This window comes from Dechloromonas sp. ZY10 (genome assembly GCF_041378895.1).
GTDB lineage: Bacteria > Pseudomonadota > Gammaproteobacteria > Burkholderiales > Rhodocyclaceae > Azonexus > Azonexus aquae.
In genome coordinates this window covers 2,436,775-2,459,865 of record NZ_CP144212.1, presented here as the reverse complement: position 1 = coordinate 2,459,865, position 23,091 = coordinate 2,436,775, and the positions used below count along the sequence as shown (strand labels likewise).

The 23,091-nt window shown below is 61.1% G+C and carries 25 protein-coding genes; 21 read left to right on the top strand and 4 right to left on the bottom strand.

All coding sequences use genetic code 11. The annotated features are described in order from the left end of the window. Positions 1–9: 9 nt before the first annotated feature. Positions 10–1,074 (bottom strand): tRNA epoxyqueuosine(34) reductase QueG, encoded by a 1,065-nt coding sequence (gene queG / locus VX159_RS11150; RefSeq protein ID WP_371322963.1) that lies wholly within the window; start codon positions 1,072–1,074, stop codon positions 10–12. A 121-nt stretch (positions 1,075–1,195) separates the two neighbouring features. On the opposite strand from queG, the gene tsaE reads away from it, so the two are divergent. Then, the gene (tsaE, locus tag VX159_RS11145) at positions 1,196–1,705 is read left to right on the top strand and encodes a tRNA (adenosine(37)-N6)-threonylcarbamoyltransferase complex ATPase subunit type 1 TsaE (protein ID WP_371322962.1); all 510 of its coding nucleotides are present in this window, start codon (positions 1,196–1,198) and stop codon (positions 1,703–1,705) included. After that, complete coding sequence (locus VX159_RS11140) at positions 1,639–2,970, top strand: N-acetylmuramoyl-L-alanine amidase (RefSeq protein WP_371322961.1); 1,332 nt, start codon at positions 1,639–1,641, stop codon at positions 2,968–2,970. Before tsaE ends, VX159_RS11140 begins: the two co-directional genes overlap by 67 nt. A 61-nt stretch (positions 2,971–3,031) precedes the next feature. On the opposite strand, the gene VX159_RS11135 is transcribed toward VX159_RS11140, so the two are convergent. Then, positions 3,032–4,087, bottom strand: coding sequence for a GGDEF domain-containing protein (locus VX159_RS11135; protein WP_371322960.1), 1,056 nt, complete (start codon positions 4,085–4,087; stop codon positions 3,032–3,034). Between the two features lie 265 nt (positions 4,088–4,352). Here VX159_RS11135 and VX159_RS11130 point away from each other — a divergent pair, with 265 nt between their 5' ends. The 6 genes from VX159_RS11130 to rpsT all read left to right on the top strand — a co-directional run bounded on the left by VX159_RS11130 (position 4,353) and on the right by rpsT (position 10,334). Beyond that, positions 4,353–5,273, top strand: coding sequence for a bifunctional riboflavin kinase/FAD synthetase (locus tag VX159_RS11130; RefSeq protein ID WP_371322959.1), 921 nt, complete (start codon positions 4,353–4,355; stop codon positions 5,271–5,273). Between the two features lie 50 nt (positions 5,274–5,323). Beyond that, a complete protein-coding gene (ileS, locus tag VX159_RS11125; RefSeq protein WP_371322958.1) occupies positions 5,324–8,140 on the top strand; it encodes an isoleucine--tRNA ligase in 2,817 nt (938 codons plus the stop codon). Beyond that, positions 8,133–8,639, top strand: a complete 507-nt coding sequence (lspA, locus tag VX159_RS11120) for a signal peptidase II (protein ID WP_371322957.1) — start codon at positions 8,133–8,135, stop codon at positions 8,637–8,639. Before ileS ends, lspA begins: the two co-directional genes overlap by 8 nt. Further along, a complete protein-coding gene (locus tag VX159_RS11115) occupies positions 8,636–9,067 on the top strand; it encodes a peptidylprolyl isomerase (protein WP_371322956.1) in 432 nt (143 codons plus the stop codon). Before lspA ends, VX159_RS11115 begins: the two co-directional genes overlap by 4 nt. Continuing rightward, positions 9,067–9,993, top strand: coding sequence for a 4-hydroxy-3-methylbut-2-enyl diphosphate reductase (gene ispH, locus VX159_RS11110; RefSeq protein WP_371322955.1), 927 nt, complete (start codon positions 9,067–9,069; stop codon positions 9,991–9,993). The genes VX159_RS11115 and ispH overlap by 1 nt, the downstream gene beginning before the upstream one ends. A gap of 71 nt (positions 9,994–10,064) precedes the next feature. After that, on the top strand, positions 10,065–10,334 hold the full coding sequence (gene rpsT, locus VX159_RS11105) for a 30S ribosomal protein S20 (RefSeq protein WP_371322954.1): 270 nt from the start codon (positions 10,065–10,067) through the stop codon (positions 10,332–10,334). A 128-nt stretch (positions 10,335–10,462) separates the two neighbouring features. Here the strand turns inward: rpsT and VX159_RS11100 are convergent, their stop codons facing one another. Then, the gene (locus tag VX159_RS11100) at positions 10,463–10,762 is read right to left on the bottom strand and encodes a DUF3579 domain-containing protein (RefSeq protein WP_371322953.1); all 300 of its coding nucleotides are present in this window, start codon (positions 10,760–10,762) and stop codon (positions 10,463–10,465) included. A gap of 371 nt (positions 10,763–11,133) precedes the next feature. On the opposite strand from VX159_RS11100, the gene VX159_RS11095 reads away from it, so the two are divergent. From VX159_RS11095 to VX159_RS11065, 7 genes are all read left to right on the top strand, one after another. Further along, positions 11,134–12,306, top strand: coding sequence for an aspartate aminotransferase family protein (locus VX159_RS11095; RefSeq protein ID WP_371322952.1), 1,173 nt, complete (start codon positions 11,134–11,136; stop codon positions 12,304–12,306). A gap of 5 nt (positions 12,307–12,311) precedes the next feature. Further along, positions 12,312–13,235 (top strand): ornithine carbamoyltransferase, encoded by a 924-nt coding sequence (gene argF, locus VX159_RS11090; RefSeq protein WP_371322951.1) that lies wholly within the window; start codon positions 12,312–12,314, stop codon positions 13,233–13,235. 10 nt (positions 13,236–13,245) lie between these two features. Then, a complete protein-coding gene (locus tag VX159_RS11085; RefSeq protein ID WP_371322950.1) occupies positions 13,246–14,475 on the top strand; it encodes an argininosuccinate synthase in 1,230 nt (409 codons plus the stop codon). 108 nt (positions 14,476–14,583) lie between these two features. Next, positions 14,584–14,808, top strand: coding sequence for a DUF2788 domain-containing protein (locus VX159_RS11080; protein ID WP_371322949.1), 225 nt, complete (start codon positions 14,584–14,586; stop codon positions 14,806–14,808). Beyond that, complete coding sequence (locus VX159_RS11075) at positions 14,808–15,125, top strand: pyrimidine/purine nucleoside phosphorylase (RefSeq protein WP_371322948.1); 318 nt, start codon at positions 14,808–14,810, stop codon at positions 15,123–15,125. Before VX159_RS11080 ends, VX159_RS11075 begins: the two co-directional genes overlap by 1 nt. Before the next feature lie 66 nt (positions 15,126–15,191). Further along, positions 15,192–15,686 (top strand): YajQ family cyclic di-GMP-binding protein, encoded by a 495-nt coding sequence (locus tag VX159_RS11070; RefSeq protein WP_371322947.1) that lies wholly within the window; start codon positions 15,192–15,194, stop codon positions 15,684–15,686. 79 nt (positions 15,687–15,765) lie between these two features. Next, complete coding sequence (locus VX159_RS11065) at positions 15,766–16,005, top strand: hypothetical protein (RefSeq protein ID WP_371322946.1); 240 nt, start codon at positions 15,766–15,768, stop codon at positions 16,003–16,005. A 21-nt stretch (positions 16,006–16,026) separates the two neighbouring features. Here the strand turns inward: VX159_RS11065 and VX159_RS11060 are convergent, their stop codons facing one another. Then, the gene (locus tag VX159_RS11060) at positions 16,027–16,740 is read right to left on the bottom strand and encodes a type 1 glutamine amidotransferase (protein ID WP_371322945.1); all 714 of its coding nucleotides are present in this window, start codon (positions 16,738–16,740) and stop codon (positions 16,027–16,029) included. Here VX159_RS11060 and VX159_RS11055 point away from each other — a divergent pair. The 6 genes from VX159_RS11055 to VX159_RS11030 all read left to right on the top strand — a co-directional run bounded on the left by VX159_RS11055 (position 16,739) and on the right by VX159_RS11030 (position 23,074). After that, positions 16,739–17,395, top strand: a complete 657-nt coding sequence (locus tag VX159_RS11055) for a TIGR02281 family clan AA aspartic protease (RefSeq protein ID WP_371322944.1) — start codon at positions 16,739–16,741, stop codon at positions 17,393–17,395. The two genes, VX159_RS11060 and VX159_RS11055, sit on opposite strands and share 2 nt — an antisense overlap. Before the next feature lie 12 nt (positions 17,396–17,407). Then, on the top strand, positions 17,408–17,665 hold the full coding sequence (locus tag VX159_RS11050; RefSeq protein WP_371322943.1) for a hypothetical protein: 258 nt from the start codon (positions 17,408–17,410) through the stop codon (positions 17,663–17,665). Then, a complete protein-coding gene (locus VX159_RS11045) occupies positions 17,662–18,255 on the top strand; it encodes a CoA pyrophosphatase (protein ID WP_371322942.1) in 594 nt (197 codons plus the stop codon). The genes VX159_RS11050 and VX159_RS11045 overlap by 4 nt, the downstream gene beginning before the upstream one ends. A 237-nt stretch (positions 18,256–18,492) precedes the next feature. Continuing rightward, positions 18,493–19,674 carry an acetyl-CoA C-acyltransferase family protein gene (locus VX159_RS11040; protein WP_371322941.1) on the top strand — a complete coding sequence of 394 codons (1,182 nt, stop codon included), beginning with the start codon at positions 18,493–18,495 and terminating at the stop codon, positions 19,672–19,674. Between the two features lie 113 nt (positions 19,675–19,787). Beyond that, positions 19,788–21,410 carry a methyl-accepting chemotaxis protein gene (locus VX159_RS11035; RefSeq protein WP_371322940.1) on the top strand — a complete coding sequence of 541 codons (1,623 nt, stop codon included), beginning with the start codon at positions 19,788–19,790 and terminating at the stop codon, positions 21,408–21,410. Between the two features lie 251 nt (positions 21,411–21,661). Next, the gene (locus VX159_RS11030; protein WP_371322939.1) at positions 21,662–23,074 is read left to right on the top strand and encodes a circularly permuted type 2 ATP-grasp protein; all 1,413 of its coding nucleotides are present in this window, start codon (positions 21,662–21,664) and stop codon (positions 23,072–23,074) included. Positions 23,075–23,091: the final 17 nt, after the last annotated feature.

Genomic DNA, 23,091 nt, shown 5'->3' with positions numbered 1-23,091 from the left:
GCTCCCCGGTTAGCGGGAAGTCTTGAGCTGGACGAGTGCCCAGCTGACATGCTCACGAACCAGTGCCGACGGATGCTCCAGGCGGCTGTACAGGGCCTGTAGCGTGGCTGGGCTGGTCGGGCCGTTGCCGAGGCCGACGGCGATGTTGCGCAACCAGCGTTCGTGGCCAATGCGGCGAATCGGGTTGCCAGCCAGGCGCTGCTCGAATTCCGCTTCGCTCCAGGCGAACAGCTCGCACAGGCTGGCGCTGTCCAGGCCATGGCGCGGGGCGAACTCGGGGTCGCCGAGTTGCGCGAAGCGATTCCACGGGCAGCAGGTCTGGCAGTCGTCGCAGCCGTAAATCCGGTTGCCGAGCAGCGGGCGTAGTTCTTCCGGAATGGCGCCGGAAAGTTCGATGGTCAGGTAGGAGATGCAGCGGCGGGCGTCGACCTGGTAGGGGGCGACGATGGCTTGCGTTGGGCAGGCGTCGATGCAGGCAGTGCATGAGCCGCAATGTGCCTCGACTGGCGGGTCGGGCGGCAGCGGCAGGTCGCAGTAGATTTCGCCAAGAAAACGCCATGAGCCCTGGCGTGACAGTAGCAGGGTATGTTTTCCGCGCCAGCCGAGGCCGGCTTGTTGTGCGAATTCCACCTCCATCACCGGCGCCGAGTCGGAAAAGACCCGGTAACCATAGGGGCCAATCAGTTCACCGATGGCGTCGGCCAGCTTTTGCAGGCGGGCACGGATTGGCTTGTGGTAATCGCGGCCCTGGGCATAGCGCGAGATGGCTGCCTGGGCCGGATCGTCGGCTTGCTTGCGGTGCGGCAGGTAGTCGGTGGCGGTGCTGATCACGGTCAGCGTGCCGGGATGCAAATCGGCCGGTCGGGCGCGCAGATCGGCATGGCGAGCCATATAATCCATCTCCCCGTGGCGGCCGGCGGCCAACCATGCGCGCAGTCGGAGTACGGCGTCCGCCGAAGGTTCTGCGCGGGCAAACCCGATTTCGGAAAAACCGAGTCGTTGCGCTGCGGTGCGAATTGCCAGCTTGAGCGCTGCGGCCTCGACGGGGGATTGGGAGGGAGTATCGGCGGGCATGGCAGGGCTTGGGCAGGGGAGGCGGGCCGACGAAGGCTGAGGGCGCGAATCTTAGCCTGAATTGCCCCACTTTGAATGATGGTGGTTGCTAGCAGTAAGGAAAAAGTGGCAGGAGATTGCAATGGAAAATACGAAATGCTGGCGGTTGCCTGACGAGGCGGCAACCCAGGCTCTGGGCGAAGCGCTGGCACAGGGAGTCGTGCCGGGGCTCAAGATTTTCCTGGCGGGCGATCTGGGGGCCGGAAAAACGACTTTGTCGCGGGCGCTGATTCGTGCCCTGGGGCATGCCGGGCCGGTGAAAAGTCCGACCTATGCTTTGGTTGAAGTTTACGTAATTTCGAGCTTATACTTATATCACTTTGATTTTTATCGTTTCGAGTCTCCTGAGGAGTTTCTCGATGCGGGTTTTGGCGAGCATTTCAACGAGACTTCTGTCTGTCTGGTTGAGTGGCCGGAGCGGGCGGCGGAGTGTTTGCCGGCCCCCGATCTGCGCCTATTCCTGCATCACACCGCCGATGGCGGGCGGGAACTCGAAGCCGTCGCCGATACCGAACGGGGTCAAGCATGTCTGAACGCCACGATCTCAGCCGGGGGCGTCGCCGCCTGTTGCGTGGCGCCGGCGCCGCGCTGATTTTTTCCGTCTCGCCGCTGGCCGGTGCGGTTACCCGCCAGCCGGCGATTGTTGCCGTCCGTATCTGGCCGGCCGCTGATTACACGCGGGTGACACTGGAACTCGACTCGCCACTGAAATTCACCCACTTCACGGTCGAGAACCCCGACCGTCTGGTGGTTGACCTTGAAGGCGTCGAGTTCAACGGCGTCCTTGGTTCGCTGGCTGGCAAGGTTTCGGAGAGCGATCCCTATATCCGCCAGTTGCGTGCCGGTCGCTACAAGCCGGGCGTCGTCCGTCTGGTGATGGATCTCAAGACCAAGGTCAGTGCGCAGGTGTTTGAGCTCAAGCCGGTCGGCGAATATGGTCACCGGCTGGTTCTCGATGTTTACCCGCAAGTCCCGGTCGATCCTCTGATGGCCCTGCTGGAGGGGCGGAAGGAGGCTCTGGAGCCGGGGTCGCTCGACAATCTCGGGCGCACTGCGACGGAAAATGGCAAAAAGGCCGAGTCGACCGTGGATGCACCCGAAATCCAGACCAGCCGCAAATCCGGGAAGCCGGTCGTGGATCGTCTGGTCACCATTACCCTGGATCCCGGCCATGGCGGCGAAGATCCCGGGGCGATCGGAGCTCGGGGGACGCAGGAAAAGAACGTGACGCTGGAGGTGGCTCGTCGCCTCAAGGCACGGATCGATGCTGAACCGAACATGCGTGCGGTACTGACTCGCGATGCTGATTTCTTCGTGCCCTTGCAAATGCGCGTGCAAAAGGCGCGGCGGGTCCAGTCTGACCTTTTCCTGTCGATTCATGCCGATGCCTGGATCAAGCCGGAGGCGCGTGGTTCGTCGGTGTTCGTTCTGTCCGAGGGGGGGGCTTCGAGTACGCTGGCGCGGATGATGGCGCAACGCGAGAACCAGGCCGACCTGATCGGAGGCGTCAATATCGCGACCAAGGATGCTTTTCTGGCCAAGACCCTGCTCGATCTGTCGCAAACGGCAACCATCAACGATAGTCTCAAGCTGGGCAAGTACCTGCTCGGCGAATTGGGTTCGATCAACACCCTGCACAAGAGCCACGTCGAGCAGGCGGGATTTGCCGTGCTCAAGGCTCCGGATATTCCGTCCGCGCTGATTGAAACCGCTTTCATCTCCAATCCCGAGGAGGAGCGGCGGCTGACCGACGACGCCTATCAGGACAAGCTGGCCGAGGCGATCATCCGTGGCATCCGGCAGTACTTCATCAAGCACCCGCCGGGGCCGAAGGCCAAGATGGCAGTGCTGGGCTGAGTCCGGTATTCGGAAAAAGGGCATTTTTCACGGTCGACCGTGGAAAATGCCCTTTTTTTGCTTAAAACAATTCGATTTCGCCGCTGATGCTTTGCCGGGCTGACAGGGCGCCGCAGGCGACCAGTTGCTCGTAGGATTCGACCCGGTTGCGTCCATGCTGCTTGGCGTAATAAAGCGCTTCGTCGGCCCGGTCGATGACGTCGTTGGGCGTGTCATTGCTGAGCAGCTGGCTGAAGCCAATGCTTAGCGTGACATGGCCGACCCGGCTGAAGATCTGGCCGGCAACCCGCTGGCGGAAGCGCTCCAGGGTTGCCAGCGCATCCGGGGCAGTGGCTGGTTGCAGCAAGGCAATGAATTCTTCGCCGCCGAAACGGAACAGCTGGTCTTCAATGCGAAAGCTCTGCCGCATCGTGTCGGCCAGCATGATCAGCACCTCATCGCCGATCAGGTGGCCGTGGCTGTCGTTGATCTTCTTGAAATGATCGATGTCGCACACCGCCAGCCAATGATGGCAATCCGCTGAACTGCCGTGGCGCCGGTGCGGCATCTCTTCAAGCGGCGCGGCGGTGTCCGGCAAGGATTGCCCGAGCATCTCGAAGAGATGTTTCTCGAAGGTCTTGCGACTCGACAGGCGGGTCAGGGTATCGGTCTCGCCATAGTCCAGCAGTGCGATATGGTTGCTGAAATATTCTGCCAGCCCACGCAGTGAGCTCTCCTCGTCACTGCTCAGGTCGAAGGGGAGGATCAGGTCGATCAGATAGTCCGGGGTCAGCAGCTGGCTGCTGTGGATTGGCAGCACGATCCGTCGCCGTCCGTCCGGCAGCGATGCCAGCAAGGGTTGTTGCTGCAGGTAGCTGGCCTGGAGCATCGGTTCGCGCTGCAAGGGGCGGCAGTAACGCCGGTCGGGCAAATAAGCATTGCGCACGAACTCGCCGCCAGGAGTAAATCCGGCGCAGGCGAATAGCAGCACGTCGTCGCTGCTGTTGGCGTAGCAACGGTAAATGGTCGACTGCTGGGGGGCGAACAGTTCGCGCAGGGCCGAGGTCATTGCCGAATTGATTTCGGTCCGGTCGCGCCGGGCCGAGATGTTGACCACGTGGCTGATCAGGTCGTGCATGAAGACGGTGCCGAATGGGCGGCATAGGTCCAGAAGATGTTATTGATTATAACGAAAGTATGAATTTGCTGGCCTGGGTTTCGCATTTTTGGGGTTTTTTAGCCGTTTGCCGGTCGCGATTGCCCCGGTTGTTCGTGCTTGCGTTCGTGGCCGAATCGTCGGGGGGGCCGTGGGAAGTGTTCTAGCTACCTGTTTTTTCAGGAAATGGTTTTTCCATGCACGGTGCAGGCCGCTATAATGCGACGTTTTGTTCCGGCCTCCGTCCATGCGCGTCTTTCGCGGCTATTCACGTCCCGTCTCCGATCCTGTTGCCCTCGCTATCGGTAATTTCGATGGGGTGCATCTTGGTCATGCTGCTTTGCTGCAGCGTCTGGGCGAGGTTGCCGCAGCCTGCGGGGGGGCGCCCACGGTGCTCAGCTTTGAGCCGCACCCGCGAGAGTTTTTTGCACCACAATCGGCGCCGGCGCGTCTCACCACGCTGCGTGAAAAGCTTGAACTGCTGGCTGCGGCCGGAGTAGCTCAGGCGATGATCTGCCCGTTCAATGCCGCCTTTGCCGCCTTGAGCGCAGAGGAATTCATCGAGCGGGTGCTGGTCGGCGCGCTGCGCGTGCGCCACGTGATCGTCGGCGACGATTTTCGTTTCGGTCGCGGTCGTAGCGGCGATCTGGCGATGTTGCAGGCGGCTGGCGCAGCCTTGGGCTTTACTGCCGAAGCGCTGGGCAGCGTGACCCTGAACGGTGAGCGGGTATCCAGTTCGGGCGTGCGCAAGGCGCTGGCGGCCGGCGACATGGAGCATGCCGCGCGTCTGCTTGGGCGGCCCTACGTGATCGACGGACAGGTCAAGCACGGCGACAAGATCGGGCGGCAACTCGGGTTCGCTACCGCCAACCTGCGGATCAAGCACAATCCGCTGCCCATGACCGGTGTTTTTGCGGTCGAGGTTGACGGCCTGGCCGAGCGGCCCTGGCCGGGTGTCGCCAATCTCGGCGTACGGCCGACGGTGGGCGGGATTCGTCCCCTGCTTGAAGTCCATTTGTTTGACTTCAACCGCGACATTTACGGCGCCCACATCGCTGTCCGCTTCATCCACAAGCTGCGCGACGAGCAGCGTTTTCCTAATTTCGATGCCCTCAAGGCGCAGATTGCGGCCGATGCCGCTGCGGCGAGGGAATTTTTCCGGCTGTGAGAGAGCGTTTCTCTTGACTCACAACTCTCCACTCTCGATGGCGTAAAAAAATGGCTGATTACAAGGACTCCCTGAATCTTCCCGACACCCCATTCCCGATGCGCGGTGACCTGCCCAAGCGCGAGCCGCAATGGGTGGCGCAATGGCAGGAAAAAAAGCTGTATCAGCGGATTCGCGAAATTTCTGCCGGACGTCCGAAGTTCATCCTGCACGATGGCCCCCCGTATGCTAACGGGGATATCCACATCGGTCATGCGGTGAACAAGATTCTCAAGGACATCATCGTGCGTTCGAAAACCCTGTCCGGTTTCGACGCACCGTATATCCCGGGTTGGGATTGTCATGGCATGCCGATCGAGATCCAGATCGAGAAGACGCACGGCAAGAATATCCCGCGCGCCGAAGTGCAGAAGCTGGCCCGCGCCTACGCCGGCGAGCAGATCGAGCGCCAGAAGAAGGATTTCATCCGCCTGGGCGTGCTGGGTGACTGGGGCAATCCGTACAAGACCATGAATTTCAAGACCGAAGCGGACGAAATCCGTGCGCTGGGTCAGATGGTCAAGCGCGGTTTTGTCTATCGCGGCCTGAAGCCGGTGAATTGGTGCTTCGATTGCGGTTCGGCGCTGGCTGAAGCCGAGGTCGAATACCAGGACAAAAAATCGCCCGCCATCGATGTGGCCTTTGCTGCTGCCGAACGCGACAAGCTCGCCGCTGCCTTCGGCCTCAAGGAATTGCCCGCCGGCGAAGCCTATGCCGTGATCTGGACCACGACGCCGTGGACCATCCCCGGCAACCAGGCGCTCAACGCTCACCCGGAAATTACCTACAACCTGGTACAGACCGAAAAGGGTTGCCTGATCCTTGCCGCCGAACTGCAGGAAGCCTGTCTGGCCCGTTACGGCCTGGCGGGGACGACCGTGGCCAGCTGCCAGGGCGCTGCGCTTGAGCGCATTGCCTTCTGTCATCCGTTCTACGATCGCCTGTCGCCGGTCTTCCTCGGTGACTACGTGACCATGGATGCCGGTACCGGCATCGTGCATTCGGCCCCAGCTTACGGGATCGAGGATTTCCAGTCGTGCAAGCAGTACGGCATGCACAACGAGCAGATTCTGACGCCAGTGCAGGGCGATGGCACCTACGCCGCCGATCTGCCCTTCTTCGGCGGCATGAACGTCTGGAAGGCCAACCCGGTCATCGTCGAAAAGCTCGCTGAAGTCGGCGCCTTGCTCAAGCACGCCACCATCGAACACAGCTACATGCACTGCTGGCGCCACAAGACGCCGCTGATCTACCGCGCCACCAGCCAGTGGTTCGTGCGCATGGATGCACCGGACGTCGACAGCCAGGGCGTTGCCGCCACTGAACCGGCTGGTCACACGCTGCGCGAAGCCGCGCTGCAGGGCGTTGAGGACACCGCCTTCTACCCGGCCTGGGGCAAGAACCGTCTGCACGCAATGATCGCCAACCGCCCGGACTGGTGCATCTCGCGCCAGCGCAACTGGGGCGTGCCGCTGCCTTTCTTCACCCACAAGGCGACCGGCGAACTGCACCCGAACACGCTGGAGCTGATGGAAGCCGTCGCCAAGCGCGTCGAGCAGGGCGGTATCGAGGCCTGGACGCAGCTGGATGCCGCTGAACTGCTGGGCGCCGATGCTGCGGATTACGTCAAGACCACCGACATTCTCGATGTCTGGTTCGATTCCGGCACCACGCACATGAGCGTAATGCGCGGCTCCCACGGCAGCGAACTGGGCTGGCCGGCTGACCTCTACCTCGAAGGCTCGGACCAGCATCGCGGCTGGTTCCATTCCTCGCTGCTGACCGGCGCCGCGATCGACGGCCGTGCCCCGTACAAGGCGCTGCTGACGCACGGCTTCGTCGTTGATGGCAAGGGCCACAAGATGTCCAAGTCCAAGGGCAACGTGGTTGCGCCGCAGCAGGTGTCGGACAAGATGGGCGCCGACATCCTGCGCCTGTGGACCGCCTCGACCGACTACTCCGGCGAGTTGTCAATTTCCGATGAAATCCTCAAGCGGGTGGTCGAAGGCTACCGCCGCATCCGCAACACCCTGCGTTTCTTGCTGGCCAATGTGTCGGATTTCGATGCAGCGGTCGATATGCTGCCAGTCGAGCAATGGCTGGAGATCGACCGCTATGCGCTGGCCTTGACCCGCAAGCTGCAGGACGACTGCCGCGCCGAGTACGATCGCTACGAGTTTCACCGTGTGGTTCAGGGCTTGCAGACTTTCTGCTCCGAAGATCTGGGCGGTTTTTACCTCGACATCCTCAAGGACCGTTTGTACACCACCGCACCCAAGTCGGTTGCCCGTCGTTCGGCGCAGTCGGCGCTGTGGCACATCACTCAGGCTTTCGTCCGCCTGTTGGCGCCGATTGCCGCCTTCACCGCTGAAGAAGTGTGGGCGGTGCTGGGAGGCAAGGCGGATGATTCGGTGATGTTCCAGCAGTGGCACGACCTGCCGGAGGTGGCTGATGAGGCGGTGCTGGCGGCCAAGTGGGCGCTGATCCGCGAGGTGCGCAACGATGTGACCAAGGCGCTGGAAGCGCAGCGCGAAGCGGGCAAGATCGGCTCTGCCTTGCAGGCGGCGGTCGAAATTCGCTGCGGCGGTGAGAAATATGCGGCCTTGGCAACGCTGGGCGATGATCTGAAATTTGTCTTCATCTGCTCGTCGACCGTGGTTGTTGAAGATGCGGCCGAGGCTGTGGCGGCGACGCCGCTCGAACACGCCAAGTGCGAACGCTGTTGGCACGTCCGCGCTGACGTCGGTGCCGATCCGGCGCATCCCGGCCTGTGCGGCCGTTGCGTCAGCAATCTGCACGGCGACGGCGAGGCGCGGGTCTGTGCCTAAGACGGCGGCCGGTTGGTACGGACTGGCCGGGGGCGTGATCGTCCTCGACCAGTTGAGTAAATGGCTGGTTCTGCAGCAAATCGCCTTCGGCGAGGTGATTTATGTTGCGCCGTTCTGGAACTGGGTGCTGACCTTCAATCCGGGGGCGGCCTTCAGTTTCCTGGCTGACCAGCCGGGCTGGCAGCGCTGGTTCTTCACCCTGTTGGCACTTGCGGTCTCCGGCTGGATGGCGCTGGAAATCCGGCGGCATCCCGGCGAGCGTTGGGCGGCGCTGGCGTTCGCGCTGGTCATGGGCGGGGCCTTGGGGAACGCCATCGACCGGGTTCGTTTCGGTGCGGTCGTCGATTTCATTCAATGGCATGCCGGCGGGTATTACTGGCCGGCTTTCAACGTCGCCGATTCGGCGATTACCGTCGGTGCTGCCTTGCTGGTTTTTGCCCAGTTCGGCGCGTCGACCGTGGCAAAGACCGGGGAACCGGCAAACAAGGATCAAGCATGAGCGCTACCGTTCGCCCCGACAGCTATCTGACGCTGCATTACCGTCTGTCCACCCTCGATGGCGAGGAGTTTCTGTCGACCTTTGAGATGAGCCCGGCCACCCTGCAGATGGGTAGCGGCCAGTTGGCTGAAAATCTGGAGGCGCTGCTGGTCGGTCTGACCGCCAAGGAGCGTTTTGTCTTTGAACTGGAACCGGCGCAGGGATTTGGCGAATACAGCCCGCGCCTGGTTGAGCGGATTGCACTGAGTGCACTGCCGCCGGGGATGGAACTCAAGGAAAACTCGGTCGTCGAATTCACCGCCCCGAACGGTTCGACCTTTGCCGGTTTCCTGCGCGAACTCGGTGCAACGCACGGGCTGTTCGACTTCAATCATCCCCTGGCGGGCAAAACGGTCCGTTTCGAGGTGGAAATCATCGGAATCATGTAATGCAGGTCATTCTTGCCAACCCCCGCGGTTTTTGTGCCGGTGTCGAGCGCGCCATCGCCATCGTCGAAAAGGCGCTGGAAAAATTCGGCGCGCCGATCTATGTGCGTCACGAGGTGGTGCATAACAAGTTCGTTTGCGACGACCTGCGGGCCAAGGGGGCGATCTTTGTCGAGGAACTCGCCGAGGTGCCGGCCGGCAGTACGGTGATTTTCAGTGCCCACGGTGTTTCGAAGGCCGTCCGTGCCGAGGCGGATACACGTGGGCTCAAGGTGTTTGACGCGACCTGTCCGCTGGTGACCAAGGTGCATCTGGAAGTGGCGCGCAACCGCAAGAGTGAGCGCGAGATCGTGATGATCGGCCACAAGGGGCATCCCGAGGTCGAGGGCACGATGGGGCAAAGCGAAGGTGGCATGTATCTGGTCGATACCGTCGCAGATGTGGCCAAACTTCAGGTTGCCGAGCCGCAACGCCTGTCTTTCGTGACTCAGACGACGCTCTCGGTGGATGATGCGGTGGTGGTGATCGATGCGCTCCGGGAAAAATTTCCGGCGATCGAAGGGCCCAAGAAGGATGACATCTGTTACGCCACGCAGAATCGTCAGGATGCGGTCAAGGCGCTGGCCGAGCGTTGCGATCTGGTATTGGTGGTTGGTAGCCCGAACAGCTCCAATTCGCGGCGCCTGAAAGAAGTGGCTTCGGCACGCGGCATCGCGGCCTACCTGATCGATTCGGCAGATGAAATCGATGCTGGATGGGTGTCCGGCAAGGTCAGGATCGGGATTACCGCCGGCGCATCGGCGCCGGAAATTCTGGTTCGGCAGGTGGTTGACCGTATCGTGGCGCTGACAGGTGCGACGGTCGGGCAGCTTGAGGGAGAGGAAGAAGGTGTCTCTTTTCCGCTACCGAAAGAGTTGTTGCAGGGCTGATGTCTTGCACGATGAGTTGATTCTTTGTTAGAATCTACGGTTTAGATTATTCACTTTTACTGGATACATTCATGGCCAACAGCGCACAAGCCCGCAAGCGCGCACGTCAAGCTGACAAGCAGCGCGCCCACAACGCCAGCCTGCGTTCCACCCTGCGTACTGCAATCAAACGTGTCCGTCAGGCAATCGACGCCGGCGACAAGGCTGCCGCCCAGAGCGTTTTCCAGCAGTCCGTGGCTGTTCTGGATCGCATCGCTGACAAGAAGATCGTCCACAAGAACAAGGCCTCTCGCACCAAGAGCCGCCTGTCTGCCCAGATCAAGGCGCTGGCTGCTGCCTGAGCGACTGCGACGAGCAAATAAAAATGGCGCCTGCGGGCGCCTTTTTTATTGTCTTGTTTTTTTGCCGGATCGATGCCGGTGCGGCTGCTTTTGGTGGTGATGGTGGGAAGTGCTGGCTTCCCCGGGGATTACTTGCGGTCGTCCAGCGAGCAGACGCCGTCGACGATTTGCAGGTCGTTGTCCTGTGCGAAGTTGAGCATGAAGCGGTAGGCCATCGGCTCGATTTCGCCGAGGCGTCCATCAACAAACACGGCTTTTTCGCCGTTGTAGTCGCCGGGGCCGACGTAAGGGGAGTATTTCATCTTGCGCTCGGCGCCAAAGGCGGACATCACGCCGCACAGGCGTTCGGCCCAGTCGCTGGGGCGAAATTTCTTGCCTTCGGTGGTCAGGCCGACAATGATGAAGGTGGTCGTTTCTGGAGTTGTCATTGTTCTACTCTGCGTTTGCGGGCGATGCGACCTTGCGGGGGAGCATTCTAGCAGAAGCCCGTTGGCTTGGGCGAACTCAGACGGTTGCACTGCCCCTGGCCGGATGTTGTTGCGGTGAAGCTGGCGGTGATCGGTAGGTGACAGTTGGTTTGCGTCCGGCTCGAGGGGTGGCGTGGCTGTCGTCGTTGATTGCTGTGCGCGGCGGTTCAAAAGTGGCAATGCGCATACGGAGCCGTTCTATACAAGGCTGCATTTTTCACTTAGTATTCAGGTTTCTGCAGCTCCTGCAGGCCCGTTTTTTGTCTGCGCCTGCGCAAGTTGCACTGGTTTCGGCGGCACTGGCCGCCGTTTTCGTTTTCTGGGGTTCCCTCATGTCGCATGTGATGAATACCTATGCCCGCCTGCCAGTGACTTTCAGCCACGGTCGTGGGTGCCGCCTGTTCGATGTTGATGGCAAGGAATACCTCGACGCCTTGTCGGGGATCGCCGTTTCGACCTTGGGCCACGCCCATCCGAAGCTGGTTGCCGCCATTTCTGCCCAGGCCGGCCGCATGCTGCATGTTTCCAACCTCTACCGGATCGCCGAGCAGGAGCAACTGGCCGACAAGCTGTGTTCGCTGTCCGGAATGCAGGAAGTCTTTTTCGGCAATTCCGGTGCCGAAGCCAACGAGGCGGCGATCAAGCTGGCGCGTTTTTACGGCCATAAAAAGGGTATCGAATTGCCGACGGTGATCGTCATGGACAAGGCCTTTCACGGGCGGACCATGGCGACCTTGTCGGCAACAGCCAATCGCAAGGCGCAGGCCGGTTTCGAGCCGCTGGTCAGCGGTTTTGTCCGGGTGCCGTACGGCGATCTCGACGCGATTCGCGCGGTGGCCGAACACAACAAGAACATTGTCGCCGTGATGTTTGAAATCATTCAGGGCGAGGGCGGCATCCATCTGGTTGATCAAGCCTTCTATCGCGGCGTGCGCGAGCTTTGCGACCGGCACGAGTGGCTGATGATGTGCGACGAAGTCCAGTGCGGCATGGGGCGGACCGGCAAGTGGTTCGGTTTCCAGACCGCCGGTGTCCAGCCGGATGTGGCGACCCTGGCCAAGGGCCTGGGTTCAGGTGTGCCGATCGGTGCCTGTCTGACTGGCGGCCGGGCCGCCGGTCTGTTCGGGCCGGGCAATCACGGTTCAACCTTCGGCGGCAATCCGCTGGTCGCCACCGCAGCCCTGACCACCATCGCGGTGATTGAGGAAGAAGGCCTGCTCGACAATGCTGCCAGGATCGGCGCGCTGATCCGCCAGGGCTTTGCCGAGGCACTGGCCGGCGTTGATGGCGTGGTCGAAATTCGCGGTCACGGGTTGATGATCGGCATCGAACTGGCACGCCCGTGCGGCGAACTGGTTGGCCAGGCGCTGGCTGCCGGCCTGCTGATCAACGTGACGGCCGATACGGTGGTGCGCTTCCTGCCGCCGCTGACCTTTACCGAAAATGATGCCCGCGAGCTGGTCGACCGTGTCGCACCGCTGATCAAGGCATTTCTCGCAGGATAAAGAGCATGGCAATCAAGCACTTTCTGCAATTCAGTGATTTCACGCGCGAAGAGCACACCTATGTGTTCGAGCGCGCCGCCTGGATCAAGAAGGAGTTCAAGTCCTTCAACAAGTATTGGCCGCTGGAGGATCGCACCCTGGTGATGATCTTCGAGAAGGCGAGCACCCGCACCCGTCTCTCGTTCGAGGCCGGCATGCACCAGTTGGGCGGCGCCGCGATCTACTTGAACACCCGCGACTCGCAGCTTGGGCGCGGCGAGCCGGTCGAGGATGCGGCGCAGGTGATTTCGCGGATGAGCGATCTGGTGATGATCCGCACCTATGAGCAGGACATCATCGAGCGCTTTGCCAAGCATTCGCGCGTGCCGGTGATCAACGGCCTGACCAACGAATATCACCCGTGCCAGATCCTGGCCGACATCTTCACCTTCATCGAGCATCGCGGTTGCATCCAGGGCAAGACGGTGGCCTGGGTCGGCGATGCCAACAATATGTGCAACACCTGGCTGCAGGCGGCCGAAGTCCTCGACTTCAAGGTCAATGTGTCGACCCCGCCCGGCTATGAACTGAACCCGGACTTGATCAAGGGTGTCAATCCGGCGCATTACCAGGTTTTTGCCGATCCGATGGAGGCCTGTCGCGGGGCCGATCTGGTCACCACGGACGTGTGGACCTCGATGGGTTTCGAGGCCGAGAACGAGGTGCGGATGAAGGCTTTTGCCGACTGGTGTGTCGATGCCGAGATGATGGCAGTGGCCAGTCCGCAGGCGGTTTTCATGCACTGCCTGCCGGCACATCGCGGCGAGGAAGTGACCGCCGAAGTGATCGACGGCCCGCAGTCCGTGGTCTGGGACGAAGCCGAAAACCGGCTGCATGTGCAGAAGGCTTTGATGGAATACCTGCATTTGGGCAGGATTGAAACGAAGTAAGGAAACGACGATGAGCGATATCAAGAAAGTGGTGCTGGCCTATTCCGGCGGTCTCGACACTTCCGTGATCCTGAAGTGGCTGCAGGATACCTACCAGTGCGAGGTGGTGACCTTCACTGCCGACCTCGGCCAGGGCGAGGAACTGGAACCAGCACGTGCCAAGGCACTGCAGTTCGGCATCAAGCCGGAAAACATCTTCATCGACGACCTGCGCGAAGAATTCGTCCGCGACTTCGTCTTCCCGATGTTCCGCTGCAACACCGTCTACGAAGGCGAATACCTGCTCGGCACCTCGATTGCCCGGCCGCTGATCGCCAAACGCCTGATCGAGATCGCCAACATGACCGGTGCCGACGCGATTTCGCACGGTGCGACCGGCAAGGGCAACGACCAGGTGCGTTTCGAACTCGGCGCCTACGCACTGAAGCCGGGCGTCAAGGTCATTGCCCCGTGGCGCGAGTGGGATCTGCTGTCGCGCGAGAAGCTGCTCAACTACGCCGAAACCCACGGCATCCCCATCGACATGAAGCACCGCAACGGCGGTTCGCCGTACTCGATGGACGCCAACCTGCTGCACATCTCCTTCGAAGGTCGTCACCTCGAAGACCCGTCGGCCGAGGCCGAAGAGTCGATGTGGCGCTGGACCGTGTCGCCGGAACAGGCACCGGACGCCGCCGAATACCTCGACATCGACTTTGAAAAGGGTGACATCGTCGCGCTGAACGGTGTGCGCATGAGCCCGGCTCAGGTGCTGACCAAGCTGAACGAACTGGGCGGTAAGCACGGTATCGGCCGTCTGGACCTGGTTGAAAACCGTTACGTCGGCATGAAGTCGCGCGGCTGCTACGAAACCCCGGGCGGCACGATCATCCTCAAGGCCCATCGCGCCATCGAATCGGTCACCCTCGATCGCGAAGTTGCTCACCTCAAGGACGACCTGATGCCGCGTTATGCCAGCCTGGTGTACAACGGTTACTGGTGGAGCCCGGAGCGCGTTGCGCTGCAGACCCTGATTGACCACACCCAGCAGACCGTCAACGGCAACGTCCGGGTCAAGCTGTACAAGGGCAACGTCATCGTCGTCGGCCGCGATTCCAAGACCGACTCGCTGTTCGACCCGACCATCGCCACCTTCGAGGACGATGCCGGTGCCTACGACCAGCGCGATGCCGGGGGCTTCATCAAGCTCAATGCGCTGCGCATGCGCATTGCCGCCAATCTCAAGGCGCGCAAGGGGTAAGGACAGGGGCGAGGGATCAGGATCGAGGACCGAACTGATTCCTCGGGGCGCGGCAGGCGCCCCCTGAATTTACTGTTTGCCAATATCTAACAGCTAGCCGCTCAACAGATGGAACCTTCGACTCTTTTCGGCCTGACCGAGGAACAGATTTCCGATTTTTTTTCGACCTGGGGCGTCGGAGCTTTCATTCTGTTCATGCTCTTCATCATCGGCGAAATCGCCTGGAAATCGAAGGCGGGCAAGACCGGGACCTTTGTCCTGTTCTTCGTGCTGGCCTTCGGCATGGTCGGTTTCATCGCCAAATCCGTCATCCAAAAAATCTGGGGAATCTGATGTCTCAATTCGATAACGTTTCGGTGGTCAAGAAGGCCAATGTCTATTTTGACGGCAAGTGCGTCAGCCACACCGTCGTCCTTGCCGACGGCACCAAGAAGACGGTCGGTGTGATCCTGCCGTCCACCCTGACCTTCAACACCGGCGCGCCGGAAATCATGGAAGGCGTAGGCGGTGCCTGCCGCGTCAAGCTGGCCGGCGAAAGCGAATGGACCGCCTATGGTGAGGGCCAGTCCTTCAACGTGCCGGGTAATTCGTCCTTCGAAATTTCGGTGGCCGACGGCGAGTCCTACCACTACGTTTGCCACTTCGGCTGATCGTTTCCGGCCAGTCCGGTCAGAGCCCGGCTGCGTGCCGGGTTTTTCGTTTTTCAGGAGCTAGTAATGCCTTCTTTTGACTTCACCTCAGAAGCCGACATGGTCGCGCTGAAGAACGCGATTGACGTCGCGGCGCGCCAGATCGAAAACCGCTATGACTTCAAGGGCACTTCGGCCAAGGTCGAACTGAACGAGAAGGACAAGCTGATCACCCTGCACGGCGATTCCGATTTTCAGCTCGACCAGATCAAGGACATCCTGTTCCCGGCGATGGAAAAGAAGGAAGCCGAGAGCACCAAGCGCCTCGACGAGCAGCCGCTGCAGAAAGTCTCCGGCAACAAGGTCAAGCAGGAGTTGAAAATCAAGCTCGGGATCGAAACCGAGCTGGCCAAGAAGATTGTCAAAATGATCAAGGATGCCAAGCTCAAGGTGCAGGCTTCGATCCAGGGCGATGCCGTGCGCGTCCAGGGGGCCAAGCGCGACGATCTGCAGGAATGCATCGCGCTGATCCGCAAGTCGATTGCCGATTTTCCGATCAAGGCCGGGAATTTCCGCGACTGATCGGTTTTTTGCTGGTTTTCACGGTCGACCGTGAAAACCAGCAAAAAGAACAAGTCCACCATCGATTTCGGGGCTGCACATGGGTTTTCGGCAATGGTTGCAGGCATTGTTCGGCAAGCCGCCGGTGCCGCTTGACGAATTCGAGCGTGCTCGCCGGCTGGTGCTGGCGGTCGAGCGGGGCGGAATTCCGCTCAACCCGGCGCGGGTCAATGCGCTGGCCCGCGACCTCGGGCTGGAGGTCAGGCGCGATGCGCCGGTCGAGGAAACCGTGGCCCGCTTGCGTGCCGCCCTGGTTCGCGCCGGGCGCTTGCCCGGCTGAGGCCGGCGGCACCATCCCGCTTCAGCGCGGCAGGCAGAGACTCCAGGTCGAGTACAACTGATCGGCCAGACGGCGCATTTCCGGCAGCCGTTCAGCAGTTTCGGCCGCCATCGTTTCCGGCGTCTGGATACCAATACGCTCATCGACGCCTTGGGTTTCCTCGTGCCACTGTTCGCACCACTCGGCGATCATCTCCGGGGTCATCTCGACATGGCACTGCAGGCCCAGGTGCGGGCCGAGCGCAAACATCTGGTTGGCACAATGGGCGTTGCCGGCGAGTCGTTCGGCACCGGCCGGCAGTGAGAAGGTTTCGCCGTGCCAGTGAAAGGCACTGACTGGGCGGCCGGAGAATTCGCCGAGCCAGCGCCGCGCCGTTGCATGCTGTTCGCCGAGAATCGTGCCCCAGCCGATTTCCTTGACCGGGTTTTTCTCGACCCGGGCACCGAGTGCCTTGGCGATCAGTTGTCCGCCCAGGCAGTGTCCAAGCAGCGGCAGCTGGCGCCGGTCGGCTTCGCGGATCAGGGCACAAACCGGCTCGATCCATGGCAACGAATCATTCACACTCATTGGACCACCCATCAGGCAGAGGCCGGAAAATGCCTGTGTATCGAGCGGCAGGGGGGCGCCGGCATCGACCGCGATCAGTTCCCAGGGAATCCCGTGGGCATCGAGGAATGTGGCAAAATAGCCCGGACCTTCGGTAGGAGCATGGCGAAAGATGGCGACTGGCAGCATGAAATTCCCCGGTAGCGGAAAAATGGCCGGTCATTGTACGGCGTTTGCCTGGCTGCTGTTGGCCGCCGCACCGCTGGCGGCCCAGGAGGTCGGCCTTGCCGGCATTCTCGGCAGCAAGGCGATGCTGATCATCAACGGTGGCTCGCCGCGGGCTGCAACGGTTGGCCAGACCCTCGACGGCGTACGCCTGCTGGCCGTGCAGGATGAGCAGGTGATCGTCGAGATTGGCGGGCGCAAGCGCGCCTTGCGGGTTGGGCAGCATGCCGTTGGCGCGGCTGCCGAAGGCGGCGGCAAGATTGTGCTGACCGCAGATGGCCAAGGGCATTTTCTGGCCAACGGCACGATCAACGGCACTTCGGTGCGTTTTCTCGTCGATACCGGGGCCACCATGATTTCCCTGGGCGCTTCGGATGCCCGCCGGATCGGGCTCGACTTCAACAGCGGTCAGCGTGGAATATCGCAAACTGCGAATGGACAAGTACAGGTCAGTCGCGTCAAACTGGACACTGTACGGATCGGCGAGGTAACGCTGCACGGCGTCGATGCCACGATCCACCAGAACGACTTGCCGATCGCGCTGCTCGGAATGAGCTTCCTCAATCGTATGGAAATGCTGCGCGACGGCCCGACAATGACGCTGAAAAAGCGCTATTAGGAAAGGTGCAACATGCCCCAACGCGAGCAGGAAATCGCGCTCTTGCGTGAAGAAATTGAAATGCTGATGGCTGAACGGCAGGCTTTGCTGCGGGTGGTTGGTGCCGCTGCGGTGTTGATTGCCTCGCTGGAAAGCAAGCGCTTGCCGGTAGGTGCTGTCGAATCCGCCGATCTGGTTGCCACCTCGATCAACGCCCTGCCCGAGGAAACCCTGCAGGACGCCCTGGGTGCGGTGCATGCCGAAATCGAGGAAGATTCGCCTGTCGCATGAACATTGATGTTGCGCAGCTGAAGGCTGCGCTGTTGCCGCTGCCGCCGCTGACGCAGGTGGTGATCGAGGATGGAGCGCCGAGTGCCGGACTGACGCCCGCCGCTGTCCTGTTTCCGGTGATCGATCGGCCCGAGGGGCGGACCGTGCTGTTGACCCAGCGGACCGCCCACCTCAATAAGCATGCCGGGCAGATCAGTTTTCCCGGTGGGCGGGTCGAGGATGAGGATACGTCACCGCTGGCTACCGCCCTGCGCGAAACCGAAGAGGAAATCGGTCTCGCCCGGCAACATGTCGAGGTTCTGGGGTATTTACCGGAGTACCGCACCGGCACCGGTTTTTCGGTGATTCCGGTGGTGGCGCTGGTCACTCCGCCTTTCACCTTGAGTCCCGATCCTTTCGAGGTTGCCGAGGTGTTCGAGGTACCCTTGTCCTTTCTGCTCGATCCCGCCAATCACCAGCAACATTCGGTACACGTGCGCGGGGCCTTGCGGCATTTTTTTGCCATGCCCTGGCAGGATTATTTCATCTGGGGAGCTACCGCCGGGATGATCCGTTCGCTCACTGCGCGTCTCGGGCTGCACGCGGCCTGAGCTTGTGTTATTGTCACAAACCGTAATAAAAAAGAGCCGGCCCACCGGCTGCAGGAACTTTCGTCCCGCTGGCGGAGCTTTGTCGTGGAGTTCTCCGCGCCGCCTGCCAGTCACGGGATGGTCCGACACCCGTAGACCCGCGCGCTTGATTCTTCAACGCGTAACATCGTGCTGTTCCAATCTTGAAAGGGCCTGTCCTCGCAGGCAGGCACCAGAGCTTACTCACAGGAGGTTTACATGAGCAGAGAAGTAGTCGTTCTGAGCGCAGTCCGTTCCGCCATCGGTGCTTTTGGCGGTTCCCTGGCCGATATCGAGCCGGCCGAACTGGCGGGTACCGTGATGAAGGAAGCCATCACCCGTTCCGGCGTCGATGCGCAGCAGATCAATTATGTGACGGTTGGCAACTGCATCCCGACTGATTCCCGCTATGCCTATGTGCCGCGTGTTGCCTCGATCCAGGCCGGCTTGCCGATGGATTCCGTGGCCATGCAGGTCAATCGCCTGTGTTCTTCCGGCCTGCAGGCCATCGTCACCACCGCGCAGCAAATCATGCTCGGCGATTGCGATTACGGGATTGGCGGCGGCGTCGAAGTGATGTCGCGCGGTGGTTACATGATGCCGGCACTGCGTACTGGCGCCCGCATGGGTGATAGCAAGGCAGTCGACATGATGGTCTCGGTCCTGACCGACCCGTTCGGCGTTGGCCACATGGGGATCACCGCCGAGAACCTGGCAAGCAAGTGGGGCATTTCCCGCGAAGAACAGGACGCTTTTGCCGTCGAGTCGCAGCGTCGCGCAGCCGCTGCCCAGGAAGCCGGTTACTTCAAGTCGCAGATCGTCCCCATCGTCAAGCAGACGCGCAAGGGCGAAGTGGTCTTCGACACCGACGAGCACCTCAAGCCGGGTACCACGCTGGAATCCCTGGGCAAGATGAAGCCGGCCTTCAAGAAAGATGGCACGGTCACCGCCGGTAACGCGTCCGGGATCAACGATGGTGCTGCCTTCTTCGTCCTCGCTGCCGCCGATGTCGCTGCTGCCGCCGGCCAGAAGCCGCTGGCCCGTCTGGTTTCCTACGCGGTTGCCGGCGTGCCCAACGACGTCATGGGCGAAGGTCCGATCCCGGCATCCAAGCTGGCCCTGAAAAAGGCCGGTTTGAGCCTGGATCAGATGGATGTGATCGAGTCGAACGAAGCCTTTGCCGCTCAGGCAATTGCTGTTTCCAAGGGCCTCGGCCTCGATCCGGCCAAGACCAACCCGAACGGCGGCGCGATCGCCCTCGGCCATCCGGTTGGCTGTTCCGGTGCCTTCATCGCCACCAAGGCGCTGTATGAGTTGCAGCGTACCAATGGCCGCTATGCGCTGGTGACCATGTGTATCGGCGGCGGGCAAGGCATCGCCTGCGTCTTCGAACGCATGTAATTTGCGGTTTTTGCAACAAAAAAGGGCAGCGGAAGCTGCCCTTTTTTGTTGGGTCAAGATTTTGATGGCATGCCTATTGCTAAACTCATTGAACTTTTTTCGATTTCCGCACCATGAAACAAAATCTGCCAATTACCCAGAATGAGCAGCCTTTCCCAAAAGGAAAATATGTTGTTTCCAAAACCGATCTGAAGGGCGCGATTACCTACGCGAACGATACCTTTGTCGAACTGTCGGGCTTCACCCGCGACGAATTGATCGGCTTCAATCACAACATGGTGCGCCATCCGGACATGCCGCCGGTGGCGTTTCAGGATTTGTGGGACACCATCAAGCAGGGGCGGCCCTGGCGCGGCGTGGTCAAGAACCGCTGCAAAAACGGCGACTTCTATTGGGTCGATGCGCTGGTGGTGCCGGTGCGCAAGAACAATCAGACCATCGGTTACATGTCGGTGCGAACCGAGCCGACGCGGCAGCAGGTCAGCGAAGCCGAGGGACTTTACCGCCAGTTGCAGCAGGGCAAGGCCAGCTTGCCAAAGGCTTCGTTGTGGAGCCGGATTTCGCTGCGCAGCAAATTCAACGCGGCGGTCGGCTATCTGATCCTGGCACACCTGATCGGCGGTCTGTTGCACCAGTTCGGCGCTTCGCTGGGCTTGTCCCAGGCCGCGGTGTCGTCATTGCTGCAGTTGCTCGGAATCAGCAGTATCGGTGTCGGTGTCGGCTTGATGCTGCTGCAGGGCAAGGTCTTCACCATCATCGAACGGATCATCGGGCGTCTCGATCATATTGCCCAGGGCGACCTGACCGACCAGATTCCGCTGCATCGCCGGGACGAACTGGGCAAGGTCAACGATGCGCTGATCAGCATGCAGACCCATCTCAAGAGCATGATGGCGGAGATCGACGAGGCTGCGAAGACGGTTGAAAGTTCAGCCAGCGGTCTGGCGGTGGGAATGGAGCAGACCCATAGCACGACTGAAATGCAGGCTGACTCGGTGAACCGGATTGCAGCGGCGGTCGAGGAAATCAATGCTTCGATTGCCCAGGTGGCCGACGATTCGCAGGCTACCGCAGCTGCAGTCGAAGAGTCGCGGCGCTTGCTTGATCAGGCGGTCGGCAGCATGCAGCAGAGCCGGCAGGCAACGCAGGAGGTGGTGCATACGGTCAACGGTGCCGGCAACACCATGGCCGAGCTGTTCAAGTCGATTTTTGCGATTGGCGCGGTGACCCGGACCATCGAGGAAGTTGCTGACCAGACCAACCTGCTGGCACTCAACGCAGCGATTGAGGCGGCGCGGGCCGGCGAGAGCGGTCGTGGCTTTGCCGTGGTCGCCGACGAGGTGCGCAAACTGGCCGAGCGGGCCAGCCTGCAGACCAAGGAAATCACCTCAACGGTCGGCGAAATCCAGCGGATTACCCAGATCGCCGTCAGTGGCATGGAGAATGCTGGCCAGCAGGTCGCCAAAACCGATAGCTCGATGACTGCCGCCGAGGATGGCCTGGGTCAGGTTGACCATCACAGTGGCGAAGTGGCCAACATGTCGCGTCATATTGCGGATGCGACCCGTGAACAGAGTCAGGCCGGTCGCGACATTCTGGCCCAGATCGAGGGCATCGTCGCGGGAATCGAGCAGACCGTCGGCACGGTGCGGATGGCTGCCGACAATACGCGCGAAATGAGCGAAACCGCTGCCCGCCTGAGCAAGCTGGTGTCCTACTTCCGCTACATCAAATAAGCGCGCCGATCCGGCGCAACCGAACACGGGGCCTGCGGGCCCCGTGTTGCGTTGACACGGTCAACCTGTATGGCGGGCCATTTTTGCACCGGGATAGTGCTCTCCAGGTGGCACCAAAACAAGGCATCCCCCCCCGTTTTGGTGCCGTTTTTGCGATCAAATCCCGGGTTTTTTCGGTTTTTGGCGCATTTTCCGATGGCATGCTAAGTGCTAAATGCTCTCTGCCTATCAAGATCAGCAGCGAGCACATCATGAACTTCTATAACGAGATGTATGCAGCAGACGGCGAGGTCCGGGCGCATTACCGCGCCTACGCCGAGTGGCTTGAAACAACCCCGGCTGAGCGCATCGAGCGCAAGCGGGCCGAAGCCGACCTCGCCTTTCACCGCGTCGGGATCACCTTCGCAGTCTATGGCGAAGAAGCCGGCAAGGAGCGTCTGATTCCCTTCGATATCGTGCCGCGGATCATTCCGGCAGCGGAATGGAAGGCGCTGGAATCCGGGATGCGCCAGCGGGTGCGCGCCCTCAACCTGTTCCTGTGGGACATCTACCACGATCAGGAAATTCTCAAGGCCGGCATCATCCCGGCCGAGCAGGTACTGAACAATGCCCAGTACCGGCCGGTGATGCAGGGCGTCGACGTGCCGGGCGGGGTTTATGCCCACATCGCCGGGGTTGACGTGGTGCGTGCCGGCGCCGGCGAGTTCTACGTGCTGGAGGACAACTTGCGCGTGCCTTCCGGCGTCTCGTACATGCTCGAAGACCGCAAGATGATGATGCGCCTGTTCCCCGAGCTGTTCGCCCGGCACAAGGTGGCGCCGGTCCAGCACTACCCCGACCTCTTGCTGGAAAAGCTGCGCGCGGTGGCGCCCAACGGCGTCAACGATCCGACAGTAGTGGTACTGACGCCCGGCGCCTACAACTCAGCCTACTTCGAACATACTTTCCTGGCGCAGCAGATGGGGGTTGAGCTGGTCGAAGGCCGCGACCTGTTCGTCAAGGATGAAGTGGTATACATGCGCACCACCCAGGGGCCGCAGCGGGTCGATGTGATCTACCGCCGGATTGACGACGACTTCCTCGATCCGCTCGCCTTTCGTCCCGACTCCGCGCTGGGCGTACCCGGCCTGCTCAAGGCCTACCAGGCGGGCAACGTGACCCTGGCCAATGCCATCGGTACCGGGGTCGCCGACGACAAGTCGATCTATCCCTACGTGCCGGAGATGATCAAGTTCTACCTCGGCGAGGAGCCGAAGCTGAACAACGTCCCGACCTACATGTGTCGCAAGCCCGACGATCTCAAGTACGTGCTGGCACATCTGCCTGAACTGGTCGTCAAGGAAGTGCACGGCGCCGGCGGCTACGGGATGCTGGTCGGCCCGGCGGCGACGCCCGATCAGATCGAGCACTTCCGGCAGTTGCTGCTGAGCAAGCCGGACGGCTACATCGCGCAGCCGACGCTGGCGCTGTCGAATTGTCCGACCTTTGTCGAGGAAGGCATCGCGCCGCGCCACCTCGACCTGCGGCCCTTCGTCCTGTCGTCGGGCAAGTGTATCCAGATGGCGCCGGGCGGACTGACGCGAGTGGCGCTGACCAAGGGCTCGCTGGTGGTCAATTCGTCGCAGGGCGGCGGGACCAAGGATACCTGGGTGCTGGAAGACTGAGTTTAGGGAGAAAGAAA